A 23,957-nucleotide genomic window follows, 5' to 3' on the forward strand; every position below is an offset into this window, starting at 1 on the left:
CGCGCGTTATTCGGGCAGCGGCTTGCCCTTTGTTTCTGGCAGAAAGGGTGCGGCCAGAATGCCCAGCGCATAGACCGACACCAGCACCATTGCCGCCTGCCCGTAGCCCCCGAAGGACACGATCATGGCCCCCGCCAGCAAGGGTCCCAGAAAGGCCAAAAAGCGCGGCGCATTGAAGGCGAACGCCAGGGCCGTGGCCCGCATGCGGGTCGGGTACAGCTCCGGCAGCCAGACCGGCATCCAGGTGTACTGGCCATTGGAAAAGATGGCGCTGACGAACGCCAGCATCAACAGCCAATAGGGATTGGTCGTGGTGAAAAACAGGATGGGCGTCATCACGAAAGCCAGCACAAAGAAGGCGATGGTGACCGGCTTCCTGCCCAATGCATCGGCCAGGAAGCCCAGCAGCACGTAGCCCGTGATCGACCCCAGCGTGTACGCCATACCGGCATAGCTTGCCCACTTGGCTGCCGGCAGTCCGGCCCGTCCGGCCACCGACGCAATAAAGGGCGGCACCCAGGTCGACACGCTCCAGAAGCCCACCGTGGTGGCCAGCGACATCAGGAACACCAGGATCGTGCGCCGCCGCACCGTCGTGTCGGTAAACAGATCGGTCAGCGTGAAGCGGGTCAATTGTTCGTCGGACGTCGACAGCGCACTGCCGCTACGCAGGCGTTCACGGGCCGCATCGCGCTTGGCCTTCACGGCCTCCCACAACGCCGATTCAGGAATTGCGCGGCGTATCCACAGCGTCAACAGCGCCGGCAGCACACCCAGCAGATACATGGCGCGCCAGGCATGTTCGCCAATGGGGGCAATGAACAACCATGCCAGGGCGGCCACGAAGAATCCAAGCCCCAGGCCGCATTGCATCAATCCCGCGCCTTTGCCCCGCGCGCGGTCGGGCCACAGCTCGGCCATCATCGAGCTGCCAGTCGCCCACTCCGATCCGACCGCCACACCGACCAGAAACCGCAGCACGACAAACGACCAGAAGTTCCAGGCGAACGCAGATAGCCCCGTCATCACCGAATAGGCCAGGATGGCGATGACCATCATGCGCTTGCGACCGATGTAGTCCGCAAGGATGCCACCCAGCATGCCGCCGACCCCCCATCCCAGCAGATTGATGCCGATGGCCGCGCCCACGTAAAGCGAGAGCGAGGCGTGCTGTTCGGGCGGCAGCAGCTGCAGCATGACCGTACCGGCGGTCAGGATAAGGGCGTAATTCTCGAAGCCATCGAACATCCAGCCCAGGTTGGATGCGATCAAAATCTGCCACTGCTTCTTGCTCAATGCCCGATACCAGGGCGTGTCCACGGGCGGGGAGATGGTTGCGGATTGCACGGCAATTCCTTGCGCACCGGACCGGCCAGTGAACTGGCTCTGCGGTCCTGTCAGCGAGCATGCAGGTCGAAGTGTGCGAGCCGCGGCTGAGCGCCGCAAACGACATTCGTTGAGGTTGTCCATGAATGGATTTCATGCCGGGCACCTTGCGGATTTGGACAAAGCCCGCGCCACCCGATACTCTGCCGTGATCCGACGCGTGCACTTCGCCCCTTCCATCACGAGCCGCCCATGACCCCACCCGTCGAGCATATTGACGATCTGATGATCCTGCTGGAAGTGGTCGAAGCCGGCGGATTCAGCGCCGCCAGCCGCAACCCCGGAAGGTCGAAATCCGTCATGAGCCGGCGCGTGCAGGCGCTGGAAGAACGCCTGGGCGTCAGCCTGCTGGTGCGCAATTCGCGGCGCTTTGACGTGACCGCGGTGGGCCAACGCCTGGTCGAACATGCCCGCGCGATCCGCGCCGAGGCGCAGGCCGCCTTTGCCTTCGCGGCGCACAGCCTGGAATCGCCAGGCGGTACCTTGCAGGTGTCCTGTCCCATCGCGCTGGCCGTGGCCGAAGTCGGCCCGCTGGCGATCGAACTGGCGGCGCTGCACCCGCGCCTGCATATTTCGCTGTCGACCTACAGCGGCCGTCCCGAGGCGCAGCAGGCCTCGGCCGACATCGTCATCCTGCCCGCCATCGGGCCGCTCAAGGACGCGGGCTTCGTCGCGCGCAAGCTGGTCGACTTTCCGTACATTCTGGTGGCGGCCCCGGCCATTGCCGAGGCCTATCGCCACGCGACGTCACCGCACGATCTGGATGGCGCGCCCGCCATCGGGTGGACCTTTCACGATGCGCCCGAGCAATGGTCGTTTGAAAATGCCACTGGCGAGACGGCGCACACGCGCGTCGATATCCGCTTCAAGGCCGACAGCCTGGCGCTGGTGGCCGATGCCGCCTTGCGCAGCCTGGGCATTGCGCAGTTGCCGGCCGGCGCATGCATCTCCCACCTGGCCACCGGAGCCCTGTGCCGTGTACTGGAGGCCTGGACGCCGCCGGCCATCGGCATGTACGCGATCTATCCGTCGCGCCGGCATCTGACGCCGGGCGGACGGCTCTTCATCGACGCGCTGCATCAGCGGCTGCAGTCATACGGCCGGCCCGGCCGCGTCGTGTCGATCGACATTCCGACGGGGACCTAGCCAGGTCCGGCAGGGTCCGATACGTTGCCTTTCCGGGACGTTGCGTTGTCCCAGCGGGACGTTCACGCCGCGCCACGCGAACCTATCATCGACGTCGCACCGTTCCACCCCGGAACGTTCTTCGACGGAGTCCGCATGTCCTTGCCCAGCGATCCTTCCTTTCCCGCCGTGTCCCGCCGGCGCTTCGTGCAGATGGCCGGCCTGCTGGTCGCCCTTCCCCTGACCGGCTGCGGATCGGACAGCGATGATGACCGTGTGGCCGATACGACCTCCGGCAGCTTCCGGGGATCGTCCCAGGCAGGCGTGCTGTCCTTCAAGGGCATTCCGTATGCGCAGGCACCGGTGGGCGCCTTGCGCTTCAAGTCGCCGAAGGCCGTGCGGCCCGTTGCCGGCATCACCGATGCCACGCAATTCGGCCCCTCCAGCCTGCAGACGCTGCCGCCCTATGTGCAGTGGATCTACACGCCGCCGCAAGCCATGAGCGAAGACTGCCTGACCCTGAACGTCTGGACGCCCGACAAAGGCGGCAAGCTGCCAGTGCTGGTGTTCCTGCACGGCGGGGCATGGCGCACCGGGTCGTCGGCCTTGCCCTTGGTCGACGGCCAGGCGCTGGCATCGATGGGGTGTGTCGTGGTCACTGTCACCTTTCGCCTGGGCGGACTGGCCACACTCAGCCACCCGGCCTTTACCGATCCCGACACCGGCATGCAGGCCAACTGGCAGCTGCAGGACCAGATGGCGGCGCTGCAATGGGTCGGCGCCAACATTGCACAGTTCGGCGGCGACGCGGCCAACATCTGCCTGGCCGGCCAGTCGGCGGGCGGCACCAGCGCAGCCATCCTGGCGCAGCACCCGACCACCCGCAGCCTGGTCAGGAAAGCCGTGCTGCTCAGCCCGGCCCGGTCCGCCAGCCCCAGCGCCTTTACCCTGACGGACGCCGCCGCCTATACCGAACTGCTCGCGGCCCGGCTGGGCACGACGGTGGCCGGCCTGGCATCCTTGCCCGCGGCCACCGTGCAGCAAGGCGAATCCGAACTGAACCAGTTGCCATTGCCAACCACTTTCACCTCAGGCCGCGGGGCCAAGGCCGGACCGATCATCGACGGCAAAAGCTACCTGACAGACTGGACCCGCAATGACTGGCCCGCGTCCACGCCAGTGCTGATCATGAACACGCTGACCGAAGGCACCTTCTTCGTTGATCTGTTCAACGTGTTGACCAACACCCGCGCCACCGCTGAATTGCCCACGACCCGCGCCGCGGTGCTGACCGCCATCACCGGGCTGGCCGGTTCGCCCGCCAATGCCGAACGGGTCATGGCCGCGTACGAAACGGCTGCCGCGGCGGAAGGCCGGTCCACCCTTCCGGGTGACCTGTATGTCGAGATCTACGGCGATGGCCTGCTGCGCTACGACGGCTATCGCTACGCCAACCAGCTGGCCGCCGCCGGCCGGAACGTGCGTTACGGCACCTATGCGCATGCCATCAAGGCGCCGGCCCGGGGCGTGCCGCACTGCGCGGAATTGCCGATGATCTTTGGCACCTATGGGCTGGACTTCTATCGGACCAAGGTGGGGGCTGGCGCCGCCGAAGCCACGTTGTCGCAGCGCATGATGGCGTCGCTGGTCAGCTTCGCGCGGGACGGCAATCCCGTCTTTGCGTCGGGCAGCACCTGGCCAGCGTACCAGCCTGCGCAGGCCCGGTCAGTGCAGATCGGGGTGGGTGACACGGCTGACGTCGTGACGGCCGAAGTGCCCAAGGTGGCGCAGCTGCAGGTGTGGACCGGCATCCTGGGGTAGGACGCGGGTAGGACGAGTCTGGGACTACGCTGGGACGCGACTAGGACGCAGGAAAAAAGGAGGGGGTGGGACGCAGCTAGGACGCGGTTGGGACCCGGCTGGGACGGGACTAGGACGGCGCAGTCGCGGCGCAGGTTGCGCCGGCTGCGTCCATCAGGCGATCTGGCCGAACCGCTGGTCCAGGTACGCGATGATGTCCTTGGACTCGTACATCCAGCGCGTGCCCTTGGCATCGTCGATGCGCAGGCACGGACTTTTGATCTTGCCGCCGCCCGCCTGCAGTTCCTGGCGCGCTTGCGGATCACGCTTCACATCGCGCAAGGTCAGCGGCACATTCAGTCGATGCGCGGCGCGCCGCGTCTTGACGCAGAACGGGCAGGCGTGCAATTGGTACAAGGACAGCCGGGCCGCTTCGGCTTCCACCTGCGCCTGGCCCTGCGCCGAGCGCTTCTGGGGGCGCGGACGCGACAGCGCGTCACCAAGAACGATCAACTGACCCAGACCGACACGCAAGGCTTTGACAAACATGATGGCGACCTCTAAAGCACGGAAAGGTCGCCAGTCTACCCGCTGCGGGCGGCCTCATGGATAACCCGCGTCTACACTGCAGGGCCGACTGGCAGTGGCTGTTCGCACTGGCTGGTTTCAAATCCTGCCATTCCACGCTGACTTGCCTGGGTCCATTCCATGTCCGACGCGCCCGCACCTGCCCTCAAAGCCATGTTCGATCAGGCCCGCCTCGAGCACATCGCGGCGCAGGTCAAGGCGGTGTACCCGCGCTTCGATACCGCGCGCTTCCTGGCCCTGGCCACGACGGACCTGGACGCGCTCAGCCTGATGGAAAGGTTGCGGCAGACAACGACCAGCCTGCATACCACCCTGCCGCAGGATTTCCTCAGTGCGCTGAAGATCCTCAAAGCGGTCGCGCCGCGCATCGACCATGCCTTTGTCTCGATGATCCTGCCGGACTACGTGGCGTGTCACGGCCTCGATCACTTCGATGCGTCCATGGAAGCACTGCGTTTCTTCACACCCTTCGGGTCATCGGAATTCGGCATCCGTCCATTCTTGCGCGCGGACCCGCAACGTGCCCTGGCCATCATGGAGACCTGGGCCCATGACGCCAATGCGCACGTCCGGCGCCTGGCGAGCGAAGGCTGCCGCCCGCGCCTGCCGTGGTCATTCCGGTTGGATGCAATCGTCAACGATCCGGAACTAGCTGCCCCCATCCTGGACACGCTGCGTGCGGATGACAGCCTGTACGTGCGCAAGTCGGTGGCCAATCATCTGAACGACGTCACCAAGCTGCACCCTACCTGGGTGCTGGACCGGATCGAAAGCTGGCCGCTGGACGATGCCCGCACGGCATGGATCGCACGCCATGCGCTGCGCACGCTGATTAAACAAGGTGACAGGCGAGCCTTGGCGGTGATCGGCGCGGGCGACGCACCCGAAGTCGTCGTGCACGATTTTTCGTTGACGCCATCCACCATTGCCGTTGGCGGCACCGTCGTCATGGACTTCACGTTGACGTCACAGGTGGACCGGCCGCAGACGCTGGTGATCGACTACCGCGTTCACTACGTCAAGAAATCCGGCGTGGCATCGGGCAAGGTATTCAAGCTCAAGTCCCTGTCCTTGCCGGCCCATGGATCCATCCGAATCACCCGCAAGCAGGCCTTCCGCAACCTGTCGACCCGCACGCACCAGCCGGGACGGCACGAACTGGAACTGCTGGTGAACGGCGAAAGCCTGGCGCGTGAAGGGTTTGAACTCACGGAAAAATAAGGGGGCTCACAACATCTGCTTGCCCGGCTCGTCCCACGCCTTGCACAGCGGACCGCCCTTGCCGACCACCGGGTCCTGATCGGGGATGGGCAATGCAAGCATCTTGCGCAGGGCATCGGGCGTCAGCGCATGGCGGCAGATGTCCCACTTCTGCCCGGCGGGATACGCGCCCACCACCTCGAAGTCACCGTCCGCATGGTCCAGGCAATGGCCGGTTCCTGCGGGCAGCACCATCACATCCCCTGCCGCGATATCGACCTTGCGGCCATCCGGCCCGCCCAGGATCACGGTGGCCCGGCCTTTCGACACGCCCAGGACTTCGTGCGCGGTGGAATGGAAGTGGTGATAGTCGAAGATGCCATCGCGCCATTCGGGCGGCCAGCCGTTGGCGGCAAACGCGCGTTCAAACGCCGCGGCGGGATCGTCAGCATCGGGTTCGATGGCAGCGCGATACAGCAGCACGGGCAGCCGCGCGTTGTTGGGCACCCAATCGTTGGCGGCAAGCAGGAAGGCGTCGGGGGAAGTCATGGCAGGTCCGGAATCAAAGGCATGCCGTACCGGCCGCAAGCGTCATGCCCGCCGCCACCCTCAAGGCGCCGCCGTCCCCCGCAACCCCGCCCGCCGGATCACTGCCGCCAGCGTGCCGTCCATCTGCAATTGCTGCGCGAACGTATCGAGCTGCGGCAGGCTGCCTTCGCGGCCCTTCGGGATCGCGATCGCCATGTGCTCCAGCCCCCATCGGCCGTCCAGGATCCGCGCGCCCGGCACCGTGTCGGCCAGTTCGTTCAGGATCGCCTTGTTGGTCGCAAACGCATCCAGCTGACCGGATTGCAGCATGTCGGCCGCCACCTTCAGCGACGGCACCGGCACCACCCGCGCGTTCTTGAACTGTCGTCCGAGCACGCCTTGCGACGAACTGCCTTCGGTCACGCCGACCCGGATGCCCGATCCGTCGACATCGGCCACCGCCTGCACCCGGCTTTTGGCCGGCACCAGGTAGCCCAGCTCCAGATTGATCAGCGGCTTGCTGAAGTCCACGATCTGCGCACGCGCAGCCGACGCATTGGTCACCGTGAAGTCGACCTGATTGGCCTTCAGGCCATCGATGACTTCGGCCACGCGGCTGTACTCCACCACCTGCACCGGCACCTGCAGACGCTGCCCGAGCAACTGGCCCAGTTCATACGACACACCGGTGCGTTGCCCCGCGCTGTCGACCAGCAAGGACGTCGGGCTGCCGCGGTACACGCCCACCCGCAAGGCGCCGGTGGGCGCCAACGTCGCCCGCTCGCCGGCCAATGACGACGGCGCACGGACTGCACCGACCGCACCGGCCGCGCTGCGCTGCGCGCCCGGCCCAACCGATCCCATCGGAGCCTGACCGCAGCCGGCCAACACCGTCCCGACCAGCCCCACCACCCACAGATGCCGCTTCATGTTTTTCTCCTGACCGCGTTGCGCAAGGTGGACATCAGTCGGCCTGGATGCCGGCGTCCTTGATCACTTTGTGCCACTTGGTGATCTCGGCGGTATTGAATGCCGCAAATTGCTCGGGCGTCCCGGTCTCGACAATCGCGCCGCGCGCCGCCAGCTTTTCCTGCACGTCCTTGCGCGCCAGCGTCTTCTGCAGGTCGCTGTTCAACCGCTGCACGACGTCTTTCGGCATGCCCTTCGGGCCCATCAAGCCCCACCACACCGTCGCATCCAGCTTGGGCCAGCCCAGCGACGCGGTCGTCGGCAATTCCGGCAAGGCATCGGTCGGCTTGGTGCCATAGACCGCCAGCGCGCGCAGCTTGCCGGCCTGCACATGCGCCAGCACTTCCAGCGGATTGATCGACATGAAGGACAGACGGCCACCGATCAGATCGGTAATGGCCGGGCTGCCGCCCTTGTACGGCACGTGGATCGCCTTTGCACCCGTTTCCTGGATCAGCAGGGCGCTGGCCAGATGACCCGAACTGCCGCTGCCGGCCGACCCGTACGACAGTTCTTCCGGATGCGCCTTGCTGTAGTCGATCAGTTCCTTGAGCGTCTTGAAGCGCGAATTGGCCGGGACCACGATCACCAGCGGCGAATAGCCGATCTTGCCGATGGGCGTGAAGTCCGATGCGGGATCGAAGCCCAACTGCTTGAAGAGCGCGCCATTGCTGGCCAGGGTCGGCGACGCGGTCAGCAGCGTGTAGCCATCCGGCGCGGCTTTCGCCACGGCCGCCATGCCGATGTTGGTCGATGCGCCCGGTTTGTTGTCAACGACAACGGTCTGCCCCAGCGCGGTGCCCAGGTCCTGCGCGACCACGCGGGTCACGATATCCACGCCGCCGCCGGCCGCATAGGGCACGACAACGGAGATGGGCCTGGAAGGATAGGCCTGAGCCAGGGCGGTCAGCGGCAGGCCGGCCACCAGCGACGCCGACACGGCGGCCGCAAAGGTGGTGGTGAAAGCACGGCGGGAAAGGCGGATGGTCACAATGGTCTCCAGAGGGTGTTCTTGTTGAACCCATTCTAGTCACGCTGGCCACGGCGCACCCCGCGCCGCCGATATAGCAGTTATGTCGCGGGTGACGACTTTGCCGCAATGCATTCGACTTCGACCCGCGCATTGAACGCCAGCCCCGACGTGCCGAACGCGCTGCGTGCCGGGTAGCGCCCCTTCTGGAAATACTTTTCGTAGACCTGATTGAAGGCGCCCCACTCTTTCATGTCGGCCAGCATCGCCGTGCACTTGACCACGTCGTTCATGCTGTAGCCATGCGCTTCCAGCGTGGTCTTGATGTTCTCCATGACCTGCGTGGCTTCGGCAGGCATGCCGCCCGAAGCCAGGGTCAAGGTGCCCGGCAGATTGCCGATCTGGCCCGACATCAGCAACAGGCCACCGACTTGCACCGCTTCGGAAAAGGGCAGCGTCGTGGGCAGGATCTTGCCGGAATTCTTGTACTCGGGCGCCATCGACGGACCGGCGCAGGCCGACACGCCCGCAGCAATCAGGACGGCCAGGGTCAGCTTGGAAAGAGTGACGTGCATGGTTGAAACTCCGCGTAAGGGATCAAGGATTGCCGATGGCGTTGAGAAAGACGTTGATGTCGTTCATGTCGTTGAAGACCGACGGCGACACGCGCGCGTGGTTGGCGCGCAGCGTGATCTCGACCTTGGCCGCGGCAAGCCGGGGCTGCAGGCTGGCCGCGTTCGCATAGGCCACCGTCACGATCGGCGTACGCGAATTGGCGGGTGTCACGACCCGGAAGCCCTTCCCGCGCAGGCCGGTCTGCAAGGCCTGCAGCATGGGCTGCCGATACTCCTGGATCGCCGCCACGCCCACGCCCATGATCCAGTCGATCGACGCCGCGCACGCCGTCTCGATCGCGGCCGCGGGAAAGGACCCCATGAAGTAGCCCGCCACGCTGTCGATCTGCACGCTTTCATACGGCACGGTCCCGGCCGGATCGAGCGGGTACACATGCAGGATAGGCGCGGCAAAATTGCGGGTCTGCCGATAGCCATACCAGGGCCGCTTCAGTTGCGGCAGCAAGCTCTTGCGCACGTACAGGAACGCAAAGCCGAAGTCCCCCATCAACCACTTGTAGGTGCCACACGCCGCGAAGTCGACGCCCCACGCCTTCACATCCACCGGCACCGTGCCGGCCGACTGGATGATGTCGACAAACACCAGGGCGCCCCGCGAATGCGCCAGGTCACACAGCGCCTTCATGTCATGTTCAAAGCCGTTGTAGAGCGACACATGCGACACCGCCACCAGCTTGGTGCCAGGCACGATCGCCGCATCCATCGCGGCCATCGAAATCTTGTAGTCGCTGTCCATCGGCACCGTCACGACGTCCAGGCCCTGCTTGCGGTACTGCTCGTACATGTAGAACGAGCCCACGAAGTGCAAGGCGTCCGTCACGACCCGCCCGCCCGACTCCGGCAACCCGAGCGCCTGGGTGACCAGATACTCGCCCATCGACGTCGACGGCACATACGTGACTTCGTCGGCATCGGCATTAATCAGGGTCGCGAACTTGCCCGTGGCGGTGACCGAGCCGCTGCCCAGCGACAGCTTGGCCTCGGCATAGTTTTTCATGGCATCCACCGCGTACTGGTTCCACGGATGATCGGCCGCGCCGTTCAGGAAGACCTTGTTCGCCACGCCTGGGAACATGGCCTTGGCCGGCAGGATGGTGGATGCAACGGCATCCGACATGCCCCCGCCATTGCAGCCTGCCAGCTGCGACGCGAAGGCGGACGCAACGGTCGCCGTCCCTGCCCGTTTGAAGAAATCACGACGTGCGATATCCATGGAACCCCCCGGAGGTTTCAACTTTTTGTTTAATTGATGGACGTGCGCGTGCCGGGTTGCGCCGCATGCCGCCGACGGCTAAAGGCTGTCTTCGGAGGCGTGCGCAGCCAGGCACCGGCTCCAATTATGCAAGCATCGTGCAATATTTCAACAAAAAGTTGATCTTTAAGGGAAACGTCATCAGGCGTAGCCTGTGGCCCCTTACAAACCCTCGCGCTGCCGCAGCCGTTCCAGGTAGTTGTAGATGGTGTAGCGGGACACGCTCAGCGCCTGCGCGACCTTGGCCACGCCGCCGCGCACCATCAGCACCCCGCGCCCGGCCATCACTTCCAGCGCGTCCAGCTTTTCTTCGCGCGTCATCTCGCGCACCGGCTTGCCATGGCGCACGATGGCATCGCGGATGATGCTGTCGACCAGGCCATCCAGGTCCGCGGTCTGCGGCATGTCTCGTGCGGCCGGCACGGAGGGCGCAGGGGCAGGCACCGCCGTTTCCCCCGCGCCGGCATCGTCGCCCAAAAAACCGGCGAACCAGCTCAACGCCGCTTGCGGGAAGCTGACATCCGCGTTCATGCACAAGGCCAGGAACGGCGCGCCGCTGGCATCTCGAAACACCACCGTCGCCGATCGCAGCAGCACGCCTTGCGGCGACACGGTCGGATATCCGACGATGACGGAATGCGGCTGAGGAGCAACGAGATCCAGTTCCTTGCGCGCGGCCAGGAAGGCCTTGTCATCTTTCGGCCCGTCCAGCAGCGAGTCGCCCACCCGGCGGCCCGTCACATGACCGTTGACGATGTAAACGACCGACGCATCGGGCCGCTCCAGATCATGCAGCACGACTTCGACAAACTTGCCGACCATCGCGCCAATGGCCGGCAAGGTCGCCGTGATCGCGGTACGGATGATTGCGCGCTCGTGCGCCAGGCGCGCAGGATCATTCGTGGCCAGTGGGGGCTCGTCGGCAACAGCTTGGGGGGTGTCGGTGCGTGGACTCATCCACGCATTCTACGGGTGACTGACGATCAGGCTTCCTGCTCCCGGGCAATCAACGGCATCACCAGATGGCTCGCATGCTCGCCGCCCGTGTGCACCGTCGTCACCCCGCCGAATTCCCCGGCGGGCCGATCCTCCGGATGATCGTGCCGCATGCGGCCCGGCGCGGTCACGATGTAGTCGTGTCCCTGCACGGTCAACGACAGCCGCCATCCCTTGGGAAACACCATGGATGTAGGCCAGATTTCGACATCCAGCGGATAGACCTGGCCCGGCTCCAGCTTCTGCACGTCATCATGGGTATGCCAGGGACGCCACTCGGTGCTGCGTTCCGGATCCGTCTTGCGGCGCGACGCGCGCAACCAGCCCTGTGCCATCGGCACGCGTTCATGCGCGCCGACATACGTGACCTCTTCGCCCGCCGGATCGAGCACCCGCAGCACGGCGAAGATGTCGGCATCGCGTGTCGTGGAACTGATCCACAGTGTGAGCGTGACCGGCCCGGTGAATTCCGTGGCGGCGTCAAAAGGCGCAGTGGTAAAGCTGACGGCCCCCTTCATGGCCTGGAAGTCCACGCTGCCCGATGCGGACGGCGCGGTCGACTGCAACCCGCCTTCACGCGCGTTTAGGTACAAGGGCACGCGCTGGGTTCGCGCCAGCGGCCACGCCTGTTCCTTGCGGATCGCGGCCGTGCCATCCGCATGGCGGATCGCCAGCTGCACCGGGGGCTCGCGGTCCCAGCCGTTGTCGTCCCCGCGCAAGAAGTGGTTGAAGAAACGTTTCTGGATCGCCACGTAGTGCGGCAGATAGAAACTTTCGTAGTGCGTGCCGATATGCGCGAACAACCACTTCTGCGCGGATCCGGTCCTCAGGAAGCCTTCAAAGTTGCCGCGCAGATGCATGCCCGCCCCGCCCCAGTTGGCGGCCGACAGCAGCGGCACCGTGATCGCGGGCAGGTTCGCCGCGCGCGCCTGGTTCCAGGCATCGTCGAGCGAATGCGTCAGACGGTCGTTCGGATGGTCGGCGCGACTGCCTTCAAGGATCTCGGACGAGAGGGATGGCCCGGTCGTGCGCTCGCCCGTGATTCGATCTCTATGTTTGCTGTCGCCGCTGCCGTACTGGTTGGCCAGCACCTGGCGCGGCCACCATTCGAACGTAAAGCTGTTGCTGAGGATGCCGCCGTGATGGCCGCCGTTCCGAAAGAATTCGCTGGATCCTTCCCACGGCACGATGGCGGCAAGATGCGGCGGATTCAGCGCCGCCACCTGCCACTGCTTGATCGCCAGGTACGACACGCCGATCAGGCCGACCTTGCCATTGCTCCATGGCTGGATGCCGGCCCATTCGATCCACTCGTAGTAGTCGCGCGTCTCGACCGGACCGAAGGGATCCAGATAGCCCTCGGACCGGCCCGTGCCGCGCGAATCGATCTGGATCACGACGAAGCCGTCGGGTACCCAGCGTTCGGGATCGACGACTTCCCATCGCAGGAAACGTCCGGTGGACCCGTTGCTGTCCAGTTCCGGATAGATGCGTTTCAAGACCTGCCACTGCGGATTGAAGGCATCTTCGAAATGCACGTCCTTGCCGTACGCGCCCATGGCCATGACGACCGGGTACTGCCCTGGCGACTCGGGGCGAAACACGTTGGCGCGCAACACGGCCCCATCCGACAGGGTCAGCGCGACGTCGCGCTCGAACACCATGCCGTCTTCCACGGTGGTAGTTGTCGAAATCATCTTGTTGTCCTGTAAGGTCGTGCTGCCCATCTGCATGCCCGCCATCATGTCGCCTGCACGTTCGCAAGCTTCGTGATGCGCGCGAACTTTTCCATTTCCTGGCGAAAGAAGCGGCCAAATTCATCAGGCGTCACGTTCATGGGCGGACTGTCCCAGGCCAGCATCTTGTCTTTCACTTCCGTCGTCTGCATGGCCTTGTTGATCTCGCCAGACAGTTTGTTGACGATGGCCGGCGGCGTCTTGCCCGGAGCGAACACGCCCACCCATCCGCCGTTGTAGTCCATGTCGGGCACGCCACTTTCAGCCATTGTCGGCACATCCGGGAAGGCTGCGATCCGCTTGGCGCTCGTCACCGCGATCGGCCGCACCTGCCCGGCCTTGACCGCCATGACCGCCGCCGTCGTGCTCAGGAAGCAGGCAGTGACTTCCTTGCCCATGACGGCGACCAAGGCGGGCGCCGCACCCTTGTACGGCACATGCAACATGCGGGTGCCCGCCGTGGCATTGAGCAACTCGCCCGCCAGATGCAACGTGTTGCCGGTGCCTGGCGAACCGAAGCTGACGTTGCCGTCGGGCTTGCGGGCCTGGTCCAGGAACTGCTGGAAGGTCGTCAACGGCGAGTCCGGATGCACGACCAGCGTCAGCGCGGGTGCCACCGTGAACAACGCCACCGGCGCAAAGTCGGCCAGCGTGTCGTAGGGCAGGCTTTTGTAGATGCCCGGATTGATGGCCTGCGATCCGGTGGTCACCAGCAAGGTGTAGCCGTCGGGCGTCGCGCGGGCCACGGCCTCGGCAGCGACGATGCCATTGGCGCCCAGCCGGTTCTCGATCACCATGCTTTGCCCCATTTGTTTGCCGGCCTGGGCGCCGATCACGCGGGCCAGCACATCAGGCGATCCGCCGGCCGAAAACGGCACGAGCAGCTTGATGGGGCGAGTGGGAAAGTCGGATTGCCCGATGGCGGGCAGTGCATGGCTGCCGGCCAGGGCGCCAGCAGCTGTCAGGAAGTGTCTGCGAGAGATCATGGATGTTGCGCTCCTGTTTCCTTGACCACCCGTTCCCACTTGACCAGTTCCTTACCCAGATAGTCCTTGGCCTGCGCGACGCTGCCACCCAGCGGCTCGAAGCCGGCGGCGGACAGCTTGGCCAGGAAATCCGGATCCTTCTGCAGGCGTGTGATCTCGGTGTTGATGCGTTCCAGGATCGCGTTGGGCGTGCGGGACGGCGCAAAGATGCCGACCCAGGTCACGTCTTCAAAGCCCGGAAAACCGGACTCGGCCACCGTGGGTACATCGGGCAGCGCGGACGAACGTTCGCTGGCCGTGACGGCCAGGCCGCGCACGCGGCCGGCCTTCACCAGCTCGACTGCCGCAGGCAAGGCGACGCTGGCCAGTTGCGTCTGCCCCGCCATCACCGCGTTCAACGCGGGGCCGGCGCCCTGGAACGGGATGTGGGTGACGGGCACCTTGCCCAGCACCTTGAACAGGTATTCCGCGGTCAGGTGCGGCGTCGTGCCGGCGCCGGCGGTGCCGTAGTTGTAGGATCCGTTTTTGGCATCGGCCATGACTTCCTTGACCGTATGCGCCTTCAGGTTGGGCGCGGTCACGATCAGGTTGGGGCTGGAGGCCACCAGCGCGGCCAGTGTCAGGTCCTTGGCCGAATCGAAGCCCAGGTTGCGCTGCATGTAGGGGTTCACGGCGTACGAACTGGTGTTGACCATCAGCGTGTAGCCATCGGGGTCGGCCCGTGCCACGTAGGCGGACGCAATGCTGCCGCCGGCGCCAGGTTTGTTTTCGACCACCACGCTCTGGCCCAGGCTGGTGGTCAGGCGTTGCGCGACCAGGCGCGCGATGATGTCGGCCGGCCCCGCCGGCGCGAAGGCGACCACGAAACGAACCGGTTGTCTGGGCCAACTATCCTGAGCAGAGCCGGTCAGCGGAACGGCCGCCAGGGCGGCAGCCATCGTCACGCACGGCAATAAACGGCGAGGCATGCTTGTCTCCATTTTTTATGAATGGGCGGGCCGCTCTGGTGGCGGCCCTGCCTGGAACAGCTACATCAAAGGGTCAACGTCATGACGGGTCGACCTGTCGAACGATCCGGCCAACTCAGATCGATTCCAGCACGTGCCGCGCCATCTCTTCACGCGTGCAGATCCACACGTCGTCGGATTCCTTCACGCGCGCCATGATGGCCTCGTACACCCAAGCGCCCGACGGCCGGCCCATCACATGGGTATGCGCGGTCACGTCCAGCATCAGGGGGGCGTCTTCGGCACGCATGGCGGCAAAGGTGTCTTCAAAGGTGTCCAGCATGTGGCGCGGACCCTGGCCATAGCGGATGCAGGTGGGCAGGTCGTTGACGTCCATGGTGAGCGGGATGCCGACGATCCGCTTGCCGCCAAAGTCCATCACGTAGGGCCGGTCGTCATCGTTGACGTCGCCATGGTGCAGATAGCCGGCTTCGGCCAGCAAGCGCGAACTGATCGGACTGCCGGTGCCGCGCGGGCTGATCCAGCCGCTGGGTGTGACGCCTGCCGTCTCGGTCAGCAGATCGTGATTGCGTTTGAGGTTGGCCAGTTCGCCCGCTTCATCGAAATACACGGGGATGACGTCCATGCCCCAGGAATGATTGATGATCTCGTGCCCGGCGTCGGCCAGCCGCCGCACGGTGGCGGGGTCGCGCTCGCAGATGACGCCATTGACCATGACGCTGGTGCGCACGCCGTGCTTGTCGGCAATGGCCTGCAGGCGATGGATGCCGCGGACCAGGCCGAACGACGCCCACGAATGCGCATTGGTATCGAAGAAGCCGGGCTTGAGCACGTTGCCCATCGGGCCGATGCCAGGGGCCTGGCCGTCCGACCACGCTTCATAGGCAATGTTGAAGATGACAGCCAGGCGCTTGCCACCGGGCCAGCGGAAGTCGTCGGGCAAACGGGTGATCACGGGTTCCATGTCAGGCCTCCTCATCCTGGATCGGGTTGGACAGCACACCTACGCCTTCGATATCGATCTCGATCCGATCGCCAGGCTTCATCCACACCGGCGGCTTGCGCGCATAGCCGACACCGGAGGGCGTACCCATCGCGATCACGTCGCCGGGTTCCAGGGTCAGGACTTCGGACAGCAGCACCAGGGCTTGCGCCACGGTCACGATCATGTGGGCGGTGTTGTCGCTCTGCATGACCTCGCCATTCAGGCGCGACTCGATCTTCAGCCCGTGTGCGCCCGGCGGCAATGCCGATGCCGGCACCAGCCACGGACCCAACGCGCCGGTGCCATCGAAGTTCTTGCCGATGGTCCATTGGCTGGTCTTGCGCTGATAGTCGCGCAAGGTGCCATCGTTGAAGCAGGCGTATCCGGCCACGGCATCCAGCGCGTTGGCCTCGGTCAGCCGATGCGCCTTGCGGCCGATGACCACGGCCAGTTCGGCCTCGAAGTCCAGCTTGTCGGACACCGGCGGGCGAATCAGCGGCGCGTTGTGCGCGATCAAGGACGTGGCGCCGCGAAAGAAGAAGCTTGGGTATTCCGGCGCGGCGTTGCCACCTTCCGCCGCATGGGCCGCGTAGTTCAGGCCCAGGCAAATGATCTTGCCGGGACGCGCAACAGGCATTTCCCAACGGACCGCGTTCCGGTCCAGTGGCGTAGTTTTGGACAGCAACGTGTCGTTCAGTGGCTGCGTGATCAGGTCAACCCAGGCGGTGTCATGCGTGCCCGCCGGAATGTGGTCTCCCAGCCCACGCAACTCGCCATTGTGTTCAACCGCCCACTGGGGTTTACCTCCTGCTGGCGTAACCCGTGCAAACTTGGTCATAATTTCGACGTCTCCTGTCGCTGTGATTGTTTTAGCGATATTAAGTACGTGAGCTTTAAAATGTCGACAAAACTCGAACTAGGAATTACCCGACCGTCGCCCGTCGACGCGGCGGCCTCGCCCACTCTGGCGCGCCAGACCTATGAACGCCTGCGTACCGACGTGCTGGCCGGGCACTGGAAACCCGGGCGCAAGCTGTTGATGCATGAACTGCGGGACCGGTATCAGGTGGGCGCGAGTCCGCTGCGCGAAGCACTGAACCGGCTGGCGAGCGAAGAATGGGTCGTGCACAACGACCAGCGCGGCTTCATGGTCGCGCAAGCTACCCAGGCGGAACTGGATGACCTGGTCAACACACGGGTCGAACTGGAATCGCTGGCGATCACGCAGGCCTTTGCGCGGCGCACGCCGGAATGGGAAGAACAGCTGGTGCTGGCCTTCCATCGCCTGTCGCGCACGCTACGGTCGGTCGAACCCGATTCGTACGAAGAAAATCCCGAGTGGGAAAGGCAGCATCGCGAATTCCACCGCGCCATGCTCAGTGGCTGCCAGTCGGAACTGCTGATGAATTTTTGCGATCAGCTGTACGACCGCGCGTATCGCTTCCGGCAGCTGGCCGCGAAGAAGGCGTACAAGCAACGCAACGAGCTCGATGAACATCGAGCGATCTACGAGGCGATTCTGGAAGGGCGTCTGCAGGACGCAAAGGAAATGCTCGCCGGGCACTATCGCAAGACGGCGAGCATTTTTGAACAGGCGGTGTCTTAGGGCTTACCTGACGGCGAATCGCCCGATCACCACGCTGCCATCGGCCTGCTCGACACGGGCCAGGGCGGTGTCACCCGCACGCAAAGCCATCACCGCGCCGCTGGCCGCCAGACAGTTGCCATTCGCAACGGCTTTGATGTCGTGACGGGTTTCCTTGCCGGCGCGCGTGACCTGCAAGGTGCCGGTGGCGCCGCGGGTGGCAATGGGCTTGCCGTGATCCGACAGGCAGACCGTGGTGGCCTTGCCCTTCTGGATCAGTTCAAACGAGGTTTCACCCCCCTCGTTCATGATGCCGCCGTGCTGCGCCGGCCAGTCGCCATGGGCAACCGCCAGCGAGCACAGCACAGCCAGTGACAAGGCCGTCATCCGGGCAACCACAGTCCGGGCAACCCGGGCCCGGGCGCGCGGTGCGGATCGGACCGCACGCGTTGCAACCTGCGTGATCGTCAGCATGCCGACGATCAATCGGGTTTGATGCCTGCGCGTGCGATCACGGTCTGCCACCGCTTCTGTTCCACGGCGATGAAGGCAGCGAATTCGGCAGGGGTGCTGCCCACGGCAATGGCGGCGTCGCCGCTCAGGCGTTCAAGCGATTCCGGCGACTTGATGGCTTTGGCGGCCGCGGCAGCCAGTTTGTCGGTCGCGGCCGGGGCCAGATTGGCGGGCGCCATCAGGCCATACCACTGCGTCATTTCAAAGCCCGGGAAGCCCTGCTCGGCCACGGTCGGCACATCCGGCAATTGCGGAATGCGGGTCGACGTGCCGGTCGCGATGCAACGCAGCTTGCCCGATTTGATGTACTGCATGACAGCCGGCGCGCCCACGGCGGCGGCGTCAAGGCGGCCTGCCATCAGGTCAGTCAGCTGCGGGCCCGTACCGCGATACGGCACGTGCACGATGAAGGTCTCGGACACCATCTTCAGGTATTCCATGGCCAGGTGGCCGGCGCTGCCGTTACCGGCCGAACCGTAGTTCAGCTTGCCCGGCTTGGCTTTCATCAGCGCGACGAACTCCTTCAGGTTCTTGACCGGCAGATCCGCGTTCACGACGTACAGGCTGGGCACTTTGGCCAGCAACGAGATCGGCTTGAAGTCCTTGATCGGGTCGTAGGGCAGCTTGGCGTAGATGTACGGATTCACGGCCAGCGTGCCGATGTGTCCGAGCACCAGGGTGTGCTGGTCTTCCGCGCGGGCCACGTCGGCCATCGCGAGGTTGCCACCGGCGCCCGGCTTGTTGTCGACATACACGTTCTGGCCGACGAACTTGGTCAGTTCGATCGACGTGGCGCGCGCCACGATTTCCGAACTGCCGCCCGGGGCGAAAGGCACGACGAAACGGATGGCGCGGGTAGGCCAGGCGGCGTCGGCGGCGAAGGCGCGGGTCGACAGCAGGCTGCCAACGCCCATGCCCGCGGCGGGCAAGGCAAGCCCGGCTTTCAACAAGGCACGGCGGGTGGTAAGGGAAGAAGTCATGGCGTCTCCGGTCGGACTTATCGTTATGGATACGCCATGCTGGCAGCCCCAGGCTTTCAAATGCCTTTCATTTTGGCGCCGCCGTACCTGTGGAAAACGCCTAGTCGACGCGGGCGCCTTGATGGCAAAGCCTTGGCGGCCTTACGGCAAGGGCGCGGCACGCGGCACCCGCAAGGCATATTCGCCCGCCAGCTGGCGGTAGTCGGCCATGGTGCTGCGCACGTAGTCGGTCAGGGCATCGCCCACCAGGGTCTGCGGGAACAGCCCGGCCGCCGCGCGCTGCTTGGGGTAGGCAGGGCGCGCCATCAACTGGCGGAAGGATTCGACCCAGGCGCGATAGTCGGCATCGGTGACCTTACCGCCCACATACACGCCGCGCACGATGGGCCAGCGGATGTCGTAACCCTGCTCCATGGCGGTGGGCACGGTGGCCAACGCGCCGGGCAGGCGTTCGGACGACAGCACGGCCAGGACGCGAATCGGCGCGCCTGCCGCCAGCAATTGCGCGGCTTCGGAGGCGTCACCGGCGACGACCTGCACATGCCCGCCGGTCAGCGCCGTCAACGCTTCGCCGCCGCCTTCGAAGGCCACGAAGCGCATGAGCTTGAAGTCCACGCCAGCCGCGCGTGACACCTTGGCGGACTTGAGCCAGTCCTGGCTTCCCAGGGTGCCGCCCGCGCCGAACACCACCCCGTTGGGGTTGGCCTTCAGTGCACTGACAAGATCCTTCAGGCTTTGGTAGGGTGCGTCCTTGCGCACCACCACCACGCCATAGTCCATGCCCAGCGAGGCGACCCAGCGCACGTCTTTCTCGGTGTACGGGCCGAACTTGCCTTGCGCCAGATTGAGCAGCGACCCTGCCGAAAAGGCCACCAATGCGCTGGGGTCGGCGGGCCGGGTGGCGACGATACTGTGAAACGCCACCGCGCCGATGCCGCCCAGCAGATGCGTGATACGGACAGGCGATGTCACCAGCCGTGCGTCGTCGAACATCGTGCGGACCAGACGGCAGGTCACGTCAAAGCCGCCGCCGGATTTGGCCGGGGCAATACATTCAGGCTGCGCGACGGGGGGTGCGGCGGGCAGGGCCTGGGCCTGCGCGGTCGTGGCCGCTGCAAAGGCCAGCGCAGCCGCCGATGCCGATACGACGGCAATCCGCTTTGCGCTCCGAACCGCGCTCGCCAGGTTGACAGCCGTGCCCAGCCTGCCGACCCCGGCCGTCCTGGCGACCCGATAGCGTCTGCTCATTCTTGTTGTCATGTCTCTTCCTTCCTCTGCGGCGCGGGCCAGCGAATGCTGACCACGAGCCCCGGCCCTGGCGCGGGGGCGTCGCCCGCCTCGGCCAGCGTCAGGCCGCCATGATGCCGCTCGGCAATCGATCGCGCGATCGCCAGACCCAACCCCGCGCCGGAACTTCCGGCCCCGGACCCCGACGCGGCGCGAAGGAATCGTTCTCCCACCCTCGCCATCAGCTCCGGATCCATGCCCGGTCCATTATCGAGCACGCTCAATCTTTGCTCGCCGTCGGCCACTTCCCCATGCAGGGTGACCACCCCTTCTTCGGGCGCGTGCCGGATCGCATTGTCGGCCAGATTGGCAAGCGCCTCGCGCAGCATGCCGCGATCGCCAAACAGGTTGAGATTCTCCACGACATCGACACCGAGGTCGATGCGCCGTTCCCGCGCGCGCGGCAGCAAGGCCAGCGCCACTTCGCGCAGCAGTTCGCCCGCGTCGAACTCGCCGGGCCGCAACGCCGCCGTGTCGCTGCGCGCCAGGGCGAGCAACTGATTCGTGCTGCGGGTGGCATGGCTGACCTGGCGCGCCAGCGCATGCAGGGTGGCGTCGGTATCCAGCTTGTCCTTGGTCAACAGGGCATAGTCGATCTGCGTGCGCAGGGTCGCCAACGACGTGCGCAATTGGTGGGACGCGTCATCCAGGAAGATGCGCTGCTGCGCCATCACGCTTTGCGTGCGTTGCAGCTGATGGTTGATGGCGCCAACCAGTGGCACCACGTCGGCGGGCAGGCCTTCGCTATCGAGCGGCGCCATGTCCGCCGGTGACCGCGCCCGGACCTGCTGCGCCAGGCGTGCCAGCGGTCGCAGCGCTACCGCCACGATCAGCGCCAGGGCCACCATGATGGCCAGCAGCACCAGCCCATCCCGGGTGGCCGCGCGCACCACGAAATTGCGCGAGAACTGCTGGCGCGACACGGTGTTTTCGGCCACCTGGATGATCAGGCGCTGCGCCGGGCTGCCGCTCAGCGGCTGCGCCAGTTCACGCGTGTAGGCGCCCAGACGCAAGGACTCGCCAAAGTATTCGGCGTCGTAGAACACGGGCACGTTGTCGCGCAGCGGCTCGGGCGGCAGGGGCAGATCGGGACTGCCGATCTCGATCACGCCGTCGGCCGTGGCGACCCGGAAGTAGACGGTGCCGTTGGCGGTCAGCTGGAAGAACTCGAACAAGCGATACGGCAGCTCGATCGACAAGCCACCCGACGCGGTCGACACATTGGCATCAAGCGACCGCAGCGCGCCTGACAGCGACCGGTCATAGGCTGCATCGGCCGACGCCAGCGCATCCACCCGCGTCGCCACCAGTTCCGCGCCCACCACCAGCAACATGGCGGGCAGCAGCAAGGACAACAATTGCGCCGTCAGGCTCAGGCGCCTAAACCGGCTCCAGGACATAGCCCAGTCCTCGCAGTGTGACAATGCGCACGCCGCTGTTTTCCAGCCGCTTGCGTACCCGGTGCACGACGACCTCGACCAGTTCCGGGGCGACGTGTTCATCGTCACCGAATACCCGGTCCACCAGGTCCTGCTTGGACACGGGTTCGCCGCTGCGCAAGATCAGCGCGCGCAGCACGCCGTATTCGCGCGGGGGCAGGGCCAGCTGTTGCTGCTGCAGGGTGAATTGGCGGGTGACGGTATCAAAGGCCAGCGGGCCGCAGGCAAAGCGCGGATGGCTCACCCCGCGGGCGCGGCGCACCAGCGCGGTCAGGCGGGCTTCGAGTTCGGCCAGCGCAAAGGGCTTGGCCAGGAAGTCGTCCGCGCCTTCATTGAGCGTGCTCACTCTTTCGGCAAGGGAGTCGCGCGCGGTCAGGATCAGCACCGGCATCCGCAGGTCGCGGGCGCGCAGGCGTTGCAGCACGGTGTGCCCCGCCATGCCAGGCAGGCCCAGGTCAAGGACCAGGACGTCGTAGGTCTGGGTGTCGAGCGAGGTTTCGACCAGCCGACCATCGTCGACCCAGTCGACGCGCCAGCTCAGTTCCTCCAGCGCCTTGCACAGCCACTGGCCCAGTTCTCGTTCGTCTTCGGCTAGAAGGATGCGCATGGCGGGCGCGGCGAACGCGCTAGAGCTGTCGGAGCCGCGATTCTAGTCCTGAATATCCCGGACTCCGAATCGCGGCCCCGAAGCTGTCTGAACGCCTCGAGCTGCCCGCACCGATCCCTAGCGCATCGTCGGGACGTTGCGGGTATTCATGAAGTCTTCAAAGCTTTCGCCGCGCATGGCGGCGTAGACCTTCAGGTTCGGCATGCTGACGACCCGGGCAAACTTTTCGAGCACAAAAAAGTTGGCGCCGTGCCGGACCAGGCCGATCCAGTCCTGCGCGCGAATCATCGCCTTTTCATCGTCCGTCAGTCCGGCCGCGGTCATGCTCGCTTCCGGATCGTCAACGAAGGCCTTGCGTGCATCGGCGCCGATCATGTTCCAGAAGAACCGGTTCAGCTTGAGCACGCGGTGGCTGGTCCGGATGTCGAACACATAGGTGCCGGCCAGGTCTTCCAGACCCGCCAGTTGCGGGTTGGTGAACACGGGTTGCGTGAATGCAGGCGCGTTCATGACACCACCTCGGAAGCCGCGCGGGTTTCGGCAATGTCGGCGCTGCCCGCCGACTCGTACAGCACCACCGTCATGGCAGTCGTGGTCGCCAGATAGTAGTTCTGGTGCAGCTTGCGGATCGGGCCTTCGATGGCGCCGCGCATGGCCAGCCACATGATCTGCTCGACACTTTCGGCGCCGCCCAGCCGCACGTAGTCGGCGTGGGTCATCTTGGTCAGTTGTTCCGGGTCTTCTTCCAGCAGGCGAAGGAATTCCATATCCCATTCGGTATTGTTGAAGCCGGTGCGCTCGCCATGGATCTGGTGCGACAGGCCACCGGTTCCCACCACCACGACCTTCAGGTCTTCGGGATAGGACTCGATCGCGCGGCGCACGGCCTGGCCCAGGCGATAGCAGCGGCGCGCCGTCGGCAACGGGTACTGCAGCACGTTGATGGCGATGGGCACCACGGCGCCGGGCCAGTCCGGATCATGCGGCCACAGCAGCGGCAAGGGCGATGCACAGCCATGGTCCAGCGGCTTGTCCTGGAACACGGTCAGGTCGAACTCGTCGTTCACCAGCGACTCGGCAATGTGCGCCTGGAAGTCGACATGGCCCTTGATCGCCGGCAGGTTGCGCAGGCCCGCGCCTTCGTCGGCAACCGGAAAGCGGTCGGCCACGCCCAACGCAAAGGTCGGGTACACGTCAAAGAAGAACGTGGTGCAGTGGTCGTTGTAGAAGAAGACCAGCACATCGGCCTGCTTCTCGGCCAGCCAGGCCGCGACCGGTTTGTAGCCTTCGAACAGGGGAGCCCAATCGGGGTCGGTCTGCTTGCCCTTGTCGTACGCGACGCCAATGGTGGGCACGTGCGAGGTGCCGATTGCGCCAATGATTCTTGCCATTCCAGGTCTCCTCGTGCCGCCGTGCGGACGA

At 65.2% G+C, this 23,957-nt stretch carries 24 protein-coding genes; 4 read left to right on the forward strand and 20 right to left on the reverse strand.

Annotated elements, in window-relative coordinates; all coding sequences use genetic code 11:
* Positions 1-6: 6 nt before the first annotated feature.
* Positions 7-1,347, reverse strand: coding sequence for an MFS transporter (locus tag HD883_RS16730; protein WP_373563389.1), 1,341 nt, complete (start codon positions 1,345-1,347; stop codon positions 7-9).
* A gap of 231 nt (positions 1,348-1,578) precedes the next feature.
* On the opposite strand from HD883_RS16730, the gene HD883_RS16735 reads away from it, so the two are divergent.
* Both HD883_RS16735 and HD883_RS16740 read left to right on the forward strand, forming a co-directional pair.
* Positions 1,579-2,532 carry a LysR family transcriptional regulator gene (locus tag HD883_RS16735; RefSeq protein ID WP_179583466.1) on the forward strand — a complete coding sequence of 318 codons (954 nt, stop codon included), beginning with the start codon at positions 1,579-1,581 and terminating at the stop codon, positions 2,530-2,532.
* Positions 2,533-2,667: 135 nt separating this feature from the next.
* On the forward strand, positions 2,668-4,332 hold the full coding sequence (locus tag HD883_RS16740) for a carboxylesterase/lipase family protein (RefSeq protein WP_218863117.1): 1,665 nt from the start codon (positions 2,668-2,670) through the stop codon (positions 4,330-4,332).
* A 153-nt stretch (positions 4,333-4,485) separates the two neighbouring features.
* Here the strand turns inward: HD883_RS16740 and HD883_RS16745 are convergent, their stop codons facing one another.
* Complete coding sequence (locus HD883_RS16745; RefSeq protein WP_179583465.1) at positions 4,486-4,860, reverse strand: glutaredoxin family protein; 375 nt, start codon at positions 4,858-4,860, stop codon at positions 4,486-4,488.
* Positions 4,861-5,019: 159 nt separating this feature from the next.
* Between HD883_RS16745 and HD883_RS16750 the strand changes: the two genes are divergently transcribed.
* A complete protein-coding gene (locus tag HD883_RS16750; protein ID WP_179583464.1) occupies positions 5,020-6,120 on the forward strand; it encodes a DNA alkylation repair protein in 1,101 nt (366 codons plus the stop codon).
* A 6-nt stretch (positions 6,121-6,126) separates the two neighbouring features.
* On the opposite strand, the gene HD883_RS16755 is transcribed toward HD883_RS16750, so the two are convergent.
* The 11 genes from HD883_RS16755 to HD883_RS16805 all read right to left on the reverse strand — a co-directional run bounded on the left by HD883_RS16755 (position 6,127) and on the right by HD883_RS16805 (position 16,962).
* Positions 6,127-6,648: a cupin domain-containing protein gene (locus HD883_RS16755; protein ID WP_179583463.1), complete on the reverse strand. Its 522-nt coding sequence runs from the start codon at positions 6,646-6,648 to the stop codon at positions 6,127-6,129.
* Positions 6,649-6,708: 60 nt separating this feature from the next.
* The gene (locus HD883_RS16760; protein ID WP_257022263.1) at positions 6,709-7,557 is read right to left on the reverse strand and encodes a transporter substrate-binding domain-containing protein; all 849 of its coding nucleotides are present in this window, start codon (positions 7,555-7,557) and stop codon (positions 6,709-6,711) included.
* Positions 7,558-7,591: 34 nt separating this feature from the next.
* On the reverse strand, positions 7,592-8,587 hold the full coding sequence (locus tag HD883_RS16765; protein WP_373563390.1) for a Bug family tripartite tricarboxylate transporter substrate binding protein: 996 nt from the start codon (positions 8,585-8,587) through the stop codon (positions 7,592-7,594).
* An 80-nt stretch (positions 8,588-8,667) separates the two neighbouring features.
* Positions 8,668-9,141 (reverse strand): RidA family protein, encoded by a 474-nt coding sequence (locus HD883_RS16770; RefSeq protein WP_179583461.1) that lies wholly within the window; start codon positions 9,139-9,141, stop codon positions 8,668-8,670.
* A 22-nt stretch (positions 9,142-9,163) separates the two neighbouring features.
* Positions 9,164-10,414 carry an aminotransferase class V-fold PLP-dependent enzyme gene (locus HD883_RS16775; RefSeq protein ID WP_179583460.1) on the reverse strand — a complete coding sequence of 417 codons (1,251 nt, stop codon included), beginning with the start codon at positions 10,412-10,414 and terminating at the stop codon, positions 9,164-9,166.
* 201 nt (positions 10,415-10,615) lie between these two features.
* Complete coding sequence (locus HD883_RS16780; RefSeq protein WP_179583459.1) at positions 10,616-11,410, reverse strand: helix-turn-helix transcriptional regulator; 795 nt, start codon at positions 11,408-11,410, stop codon at positions 10,616-10,618.
* A 26-nt stretch (positions 11,411-11,436) separates the two neighbouring features.
* On the reverse strand, positions 11,437-13,146 hold the full coding sequence (locus HD883_RS16785; RefSeq protein WP_257022264.1) for a CocE/NonD family hydrolase: 1,710 nt from the start codon (positions 13,144-13,146) through the stop codon (positions 11,437-11,439).
* 44 nt (positions 13,147-13,190) lie between these two features.
* Positions 13,191-14,171, reverse strand: coding sequence for a Bug family tripartite tricarboxylate transporter substrate binding protein (locus HD883_RS16790; RefSeq protein ID WP_179583458.1), 981 nt, complete (start codon positions 14,169-14,171; stop codon positions 13,191-13,193).
* Positions 14,168-15,139: a tripartite tricarboxylate transporter substrate binding protein gene (locus tag HD883_RS16795; RefSeq protein WP_179583457.1), complete on the reverse strand. Its 972-nt coding sequence runs from the start codon at positions 15,137-15,139 to the stop codon at positions 14,168-14,170. Before HD883_RS16795 ends, HD883_RS16790 begins: the two co-directional genes overlap by 4 nt.
* A gap of 115 nt (positions 15,140-15,254) precedes the next feature.
* On the reverse strand, positions 15,255-16,103 hold the full coding sequence (locus HD883_RS16800; RefSeq protein WP_179583455.1) for a polysaccharide deacetylase family protein: 849 nt from the start codon (positions 16,101-16,103) through the stop codon (positions 15,255-15,257).
* A gap of 1 nt (position 16,104) precedes the next feature.
* Positions 16,105-16,962, reverse strand: coding sequence for a fumarylacetoacetate hydrolase family protein (locus tag HD883_RS16805; protein ID WP_179583453.1), 858 nt, complete (start codon positions 16,960-16,962; stop codon positions 16,105-16,107).
* A gap of 60 nt (positions 16,963-17,022) precedes the next feature.
* Here HD883_RS16805 and HD883_RS16810 point away from each other — a divergent pair, with 60 nt between their 5' ends.
* Positions 17,023-17,730 (forward strand): GntR family transcriptional regulator, encoded by a 708-nt coding sequence (locus HD883_RS16810; protein WP_179583451.1) that lies wholly within the window; start codon positions 17,023-17,025, stop codon positions 17,728-17,730.
* A 3-nt stretch (positions 17,731-17,733) separates the two neighbouring features.
* Here HD883_RS16810 and HD883_RS16815 read toward each other — a convergent pair whose 3' ends face one another.
* From HD883_RS16815 to HD883_RS16845, 7 genes are all read right to left on the reverse strand, one after another.
* Positions 17,734-18,096, reverse strand: coding sequence for a hypothetical protein (locus HD883_RS16815; RefSeq protein ID WP_179583449.1), 363 nt, complete (start codon positions 18,094-18,096; stop codon positions 17,734-17,736).
* 95 nt (positions 18,097-18,191) lie between these two features.
* On the reverse strand, positions 18,192-19,202 hold the full coding sequence (locus HD883_RS16820; protein WP_179583447.1) for a Bug family tripartite tricarboxylate transporter substrate binding protein: 1,011 nt from the start codon (positions 19,200-19,202) through the stop codon (positions 18,192-18,194).
* 141 nt (positions 19,203-19,343) lie between these two features.
* Positions 19,344-20,450 (reverse strand): tripartite tricarboxylate transporter substrate binding protein, encoded by a 1,107-nt coding sequence (locus HD883_RS16825; protein WP_179583445.1) that lies wholly within the window; start codon positions 20,448-20,450, stop codon positions 19,344-19,346.
* Positions 20,451-20,458: 8 nt separating this feature from the next.
* Positions 20,459-21,889: a sensor histidine kinase gene (locus tag HD883_RS16830; RefSeq protein ID WP_179583443.1), complete on the reverse strand. Its 1,431-nt coding sequence runs from the start codon at positions 21,887-21,889 to the stop codon at positions 20,459-20,461.
* Positions 21,870-22,535 carry a response regulator gene (locus HD883_RS16835; protein ID WP_179583441.1) on the reverse strand — a complete coding sequence of 222 codons (666 nt, stop codon included), beginning with the start codon at positions 22,533-22,535 and terminating at the stop codon, positions 21,870-21,872. Before HD883_RS16835 ends, HD883_RS16830 begins: the two co-directional genes overlap by 20 nt.
* Positions 22,536-22,652: 117 nt before the next feature.
* Positions 22,653-23,045, reverse strand: a complete 393-nt coding sequence (locus tag HD883_RS16840) for a protocatechuate 3,4-dioxygenase (RefSeq protein WP_179583439.1) — start codon at positions 23,043-23,045, stop codon at positions 22,653-22,655.
* The gene (locus HD883_RS16845; RefSeq protein ID WP_179583431.1) at positions 23,042-23,926 is read right to left on the reverse strand and encodes a gallate dioxygenase; all 885 of its coding nucleotides are present in this window, start codon (positions 23,924-23,926) and stop codon (positions 23,042-23,044) included. Before HD883_RS16845 ends, HD883_RS16840 begins: the two co-directional genes overlap by 4 nt.
* Positions 23,927-23,957 lie beyond the last annotated feature (31 nt).

The organism is Pigmentiphaga litoralis, from assembly GCF_013408655.1.
Classification (GTDB): Bacteria; Pseudomonadota; Gammaproteobacteria; order Burkholderiales; family Burkholderiaceae_B; genus Pigmentiphaga; species Pigmentiphaga litoralis_A.

What these genes read in the sequence shown, in the direction of transcription:
- HD883_RS16835 (WP_179583441.1), bottom strand. Translation starts at nt 22,535, where the DNA reads ATGCGCATCCTTCTAGCCGAAGACGAACGAGAACTGGGCCAGTGGCTG.
- HD883_RS16785 (WP_257022264.1), bottom strand. Translation starts at nt 13,146, where the DNA reads ATGATTTCGACAACTACCACCGTGGAAGACGGCATGGTGTTCGAGCGC.
- HD883_RS16810 (WP_179583451.1), top strand. Translation starts at nt 17,023, where the DNA reads ATGTCGACAAAACTCGAACTAGGAATTACCCGACCGTCGCCCGTCGAC.
- HD883_RS16800 (WP_179583455.1), bottom strand. Translation starts at nt 16,103, where the DNA reads ATGGAACCCGTGATCACCCGTTTGCCCGACGACTTCCGCTGGCCCGGT.
- HD883_RS16745 (WP_179583465.1), bottom strand. Translation starts at nt 4,860, where the DNA reads ATGTTTGTCAAAGCCTTGCGTGTCGGTCTGGGTCAGTTGATCGTTCTT.
- HD883_RS16795 (WP_179583457.1), bottom strand. Translation starts at nt 15,139, where the DNA reads ATGCCTCGCCGTTTATTGCCGTGCGTGACGATGGCTGCCGCCCTGGCG.
- HD883_RS16740 (WP_218863117.1), top strand. Translation starts at nt 2,668, where the DNA reads ATGTCCTTGCCCAGCGATCCTTCCTTTCCCGCCGTGTCCCGCCGGCGC.
- HD883_RS16820 (WP_179583447.1), bottom strand. Translation starts at nt 19,202, where the DNA reads ATGACTTCTTCCCTTACCACCCGCCGTGCCTTGTTGAAAGCCGGGCTT.
- HD883_RS16755 (WP_179583463.1), bottom strand. Translation starts at nt 6,648, where the DNA reads ATGACTTCCCCCGACGCCTTCCTGCTTGCCGCCAACGATTGGGTGCCC.
- HD883_RS16780 (WP_179583459.1), bottom strand. Translation starts at nt 11,410, where the DNA reads ATGAGTCCACGCACCGACACCCCCCAAGCTGTTGCCGACGAGCCCCCA.
- HD883_RS16815 (WP_179583449.1), bottom strand. Translation starts at nt 18,096, where the DNA reads ATGACGGCCTTGTCACTGGCTGTGCTGTGCTCGCTGGCGGTTGCCCAT.
- HD883_RS16840 (WP_179583439.1), bottom strand. Translation starts at nt 23,045, where the DNA reads ATGAACGCGCCTGCATTCACGCAACCCGTGTTCACCAACCCGCAACTG.
- HD883_RS16750 (WP_179583464.1), top strand. Translation starts at nt 5,020, where the DNA reads ATGTCCGACGCGCCCGCACCTGCCCTCAAAGCCATGTTCGATCAGGCC.
- HD883_RS16830 (WP_179583443.1), bottom strand. Translation starts at nt 21,889, where the DNA reads ATGTCCTGGAGCCGGTTTAGGCGCCTGAGCCTGACGGCGCAATTGTTG.
- HD883_RS16775 (WP_179583460.1), bottom strand. Translation starts at nt 10,414, where the DNA reads ATGGATATCGCACGTCGTGATTTCTTCAAACGGGCAGGGACGGCGACC.
- HD883_RS16790 (WP_179583458.1), bottom strand. Translation starts at nt 14,171, where the DNA reads ATGATCTCTCGCAGACACTTCCTGACAGCTGCTGGCGCCCTGGCCGGC.
- HD883_RS16735 (WP_179583466.1), top strand. Translation starts at nt 1,579, where the DNA reads ATGACCCCACCCGTCGAGCATATTGACGATCTGATGATCCTGCTGGAA.
- HD883_RS16770 (WP_179583461.1), bottom strand. Translation starts at nt 9,141, where the DNA reads ATGCACGTCACTCTTTCCAAGCTGACCCTGGCCGTCCTGATTGCTGCG.
- HD883_RS16845 (WP_179583431.1), bottom strand. Translation starts at nt 23,926, where the DNA reads ATGGCAAGAATCATTGGCGCAATCGGCACCTCGCACGTGCCCACCATT.
- HD883_RS16760 (WP_257022263.1), bottom strand. Translation starts at nt 7,557, where the DNA reads ATGAAGCGGCATCTGTGGGTGGTGGGGCTGGTCGGGACGGTGTTGGCC.
- HD883_RS16805 (WP_179583453.1), bottom strand. Translation starts at nt 16,962, where the DNA reads ATGACCAAGTTTGCACGGGTTACGCCAGCAGGAGGTAAACCCCAGTGG.
- HD883_RS16825 (WP_179583445.1), bottom strand. Translation starts at nt 20,450, where the DNA reads ATGAGCAGACGCTATCGGGTCGCCAGGACGGCCGGGGTCGGCAGGCTG.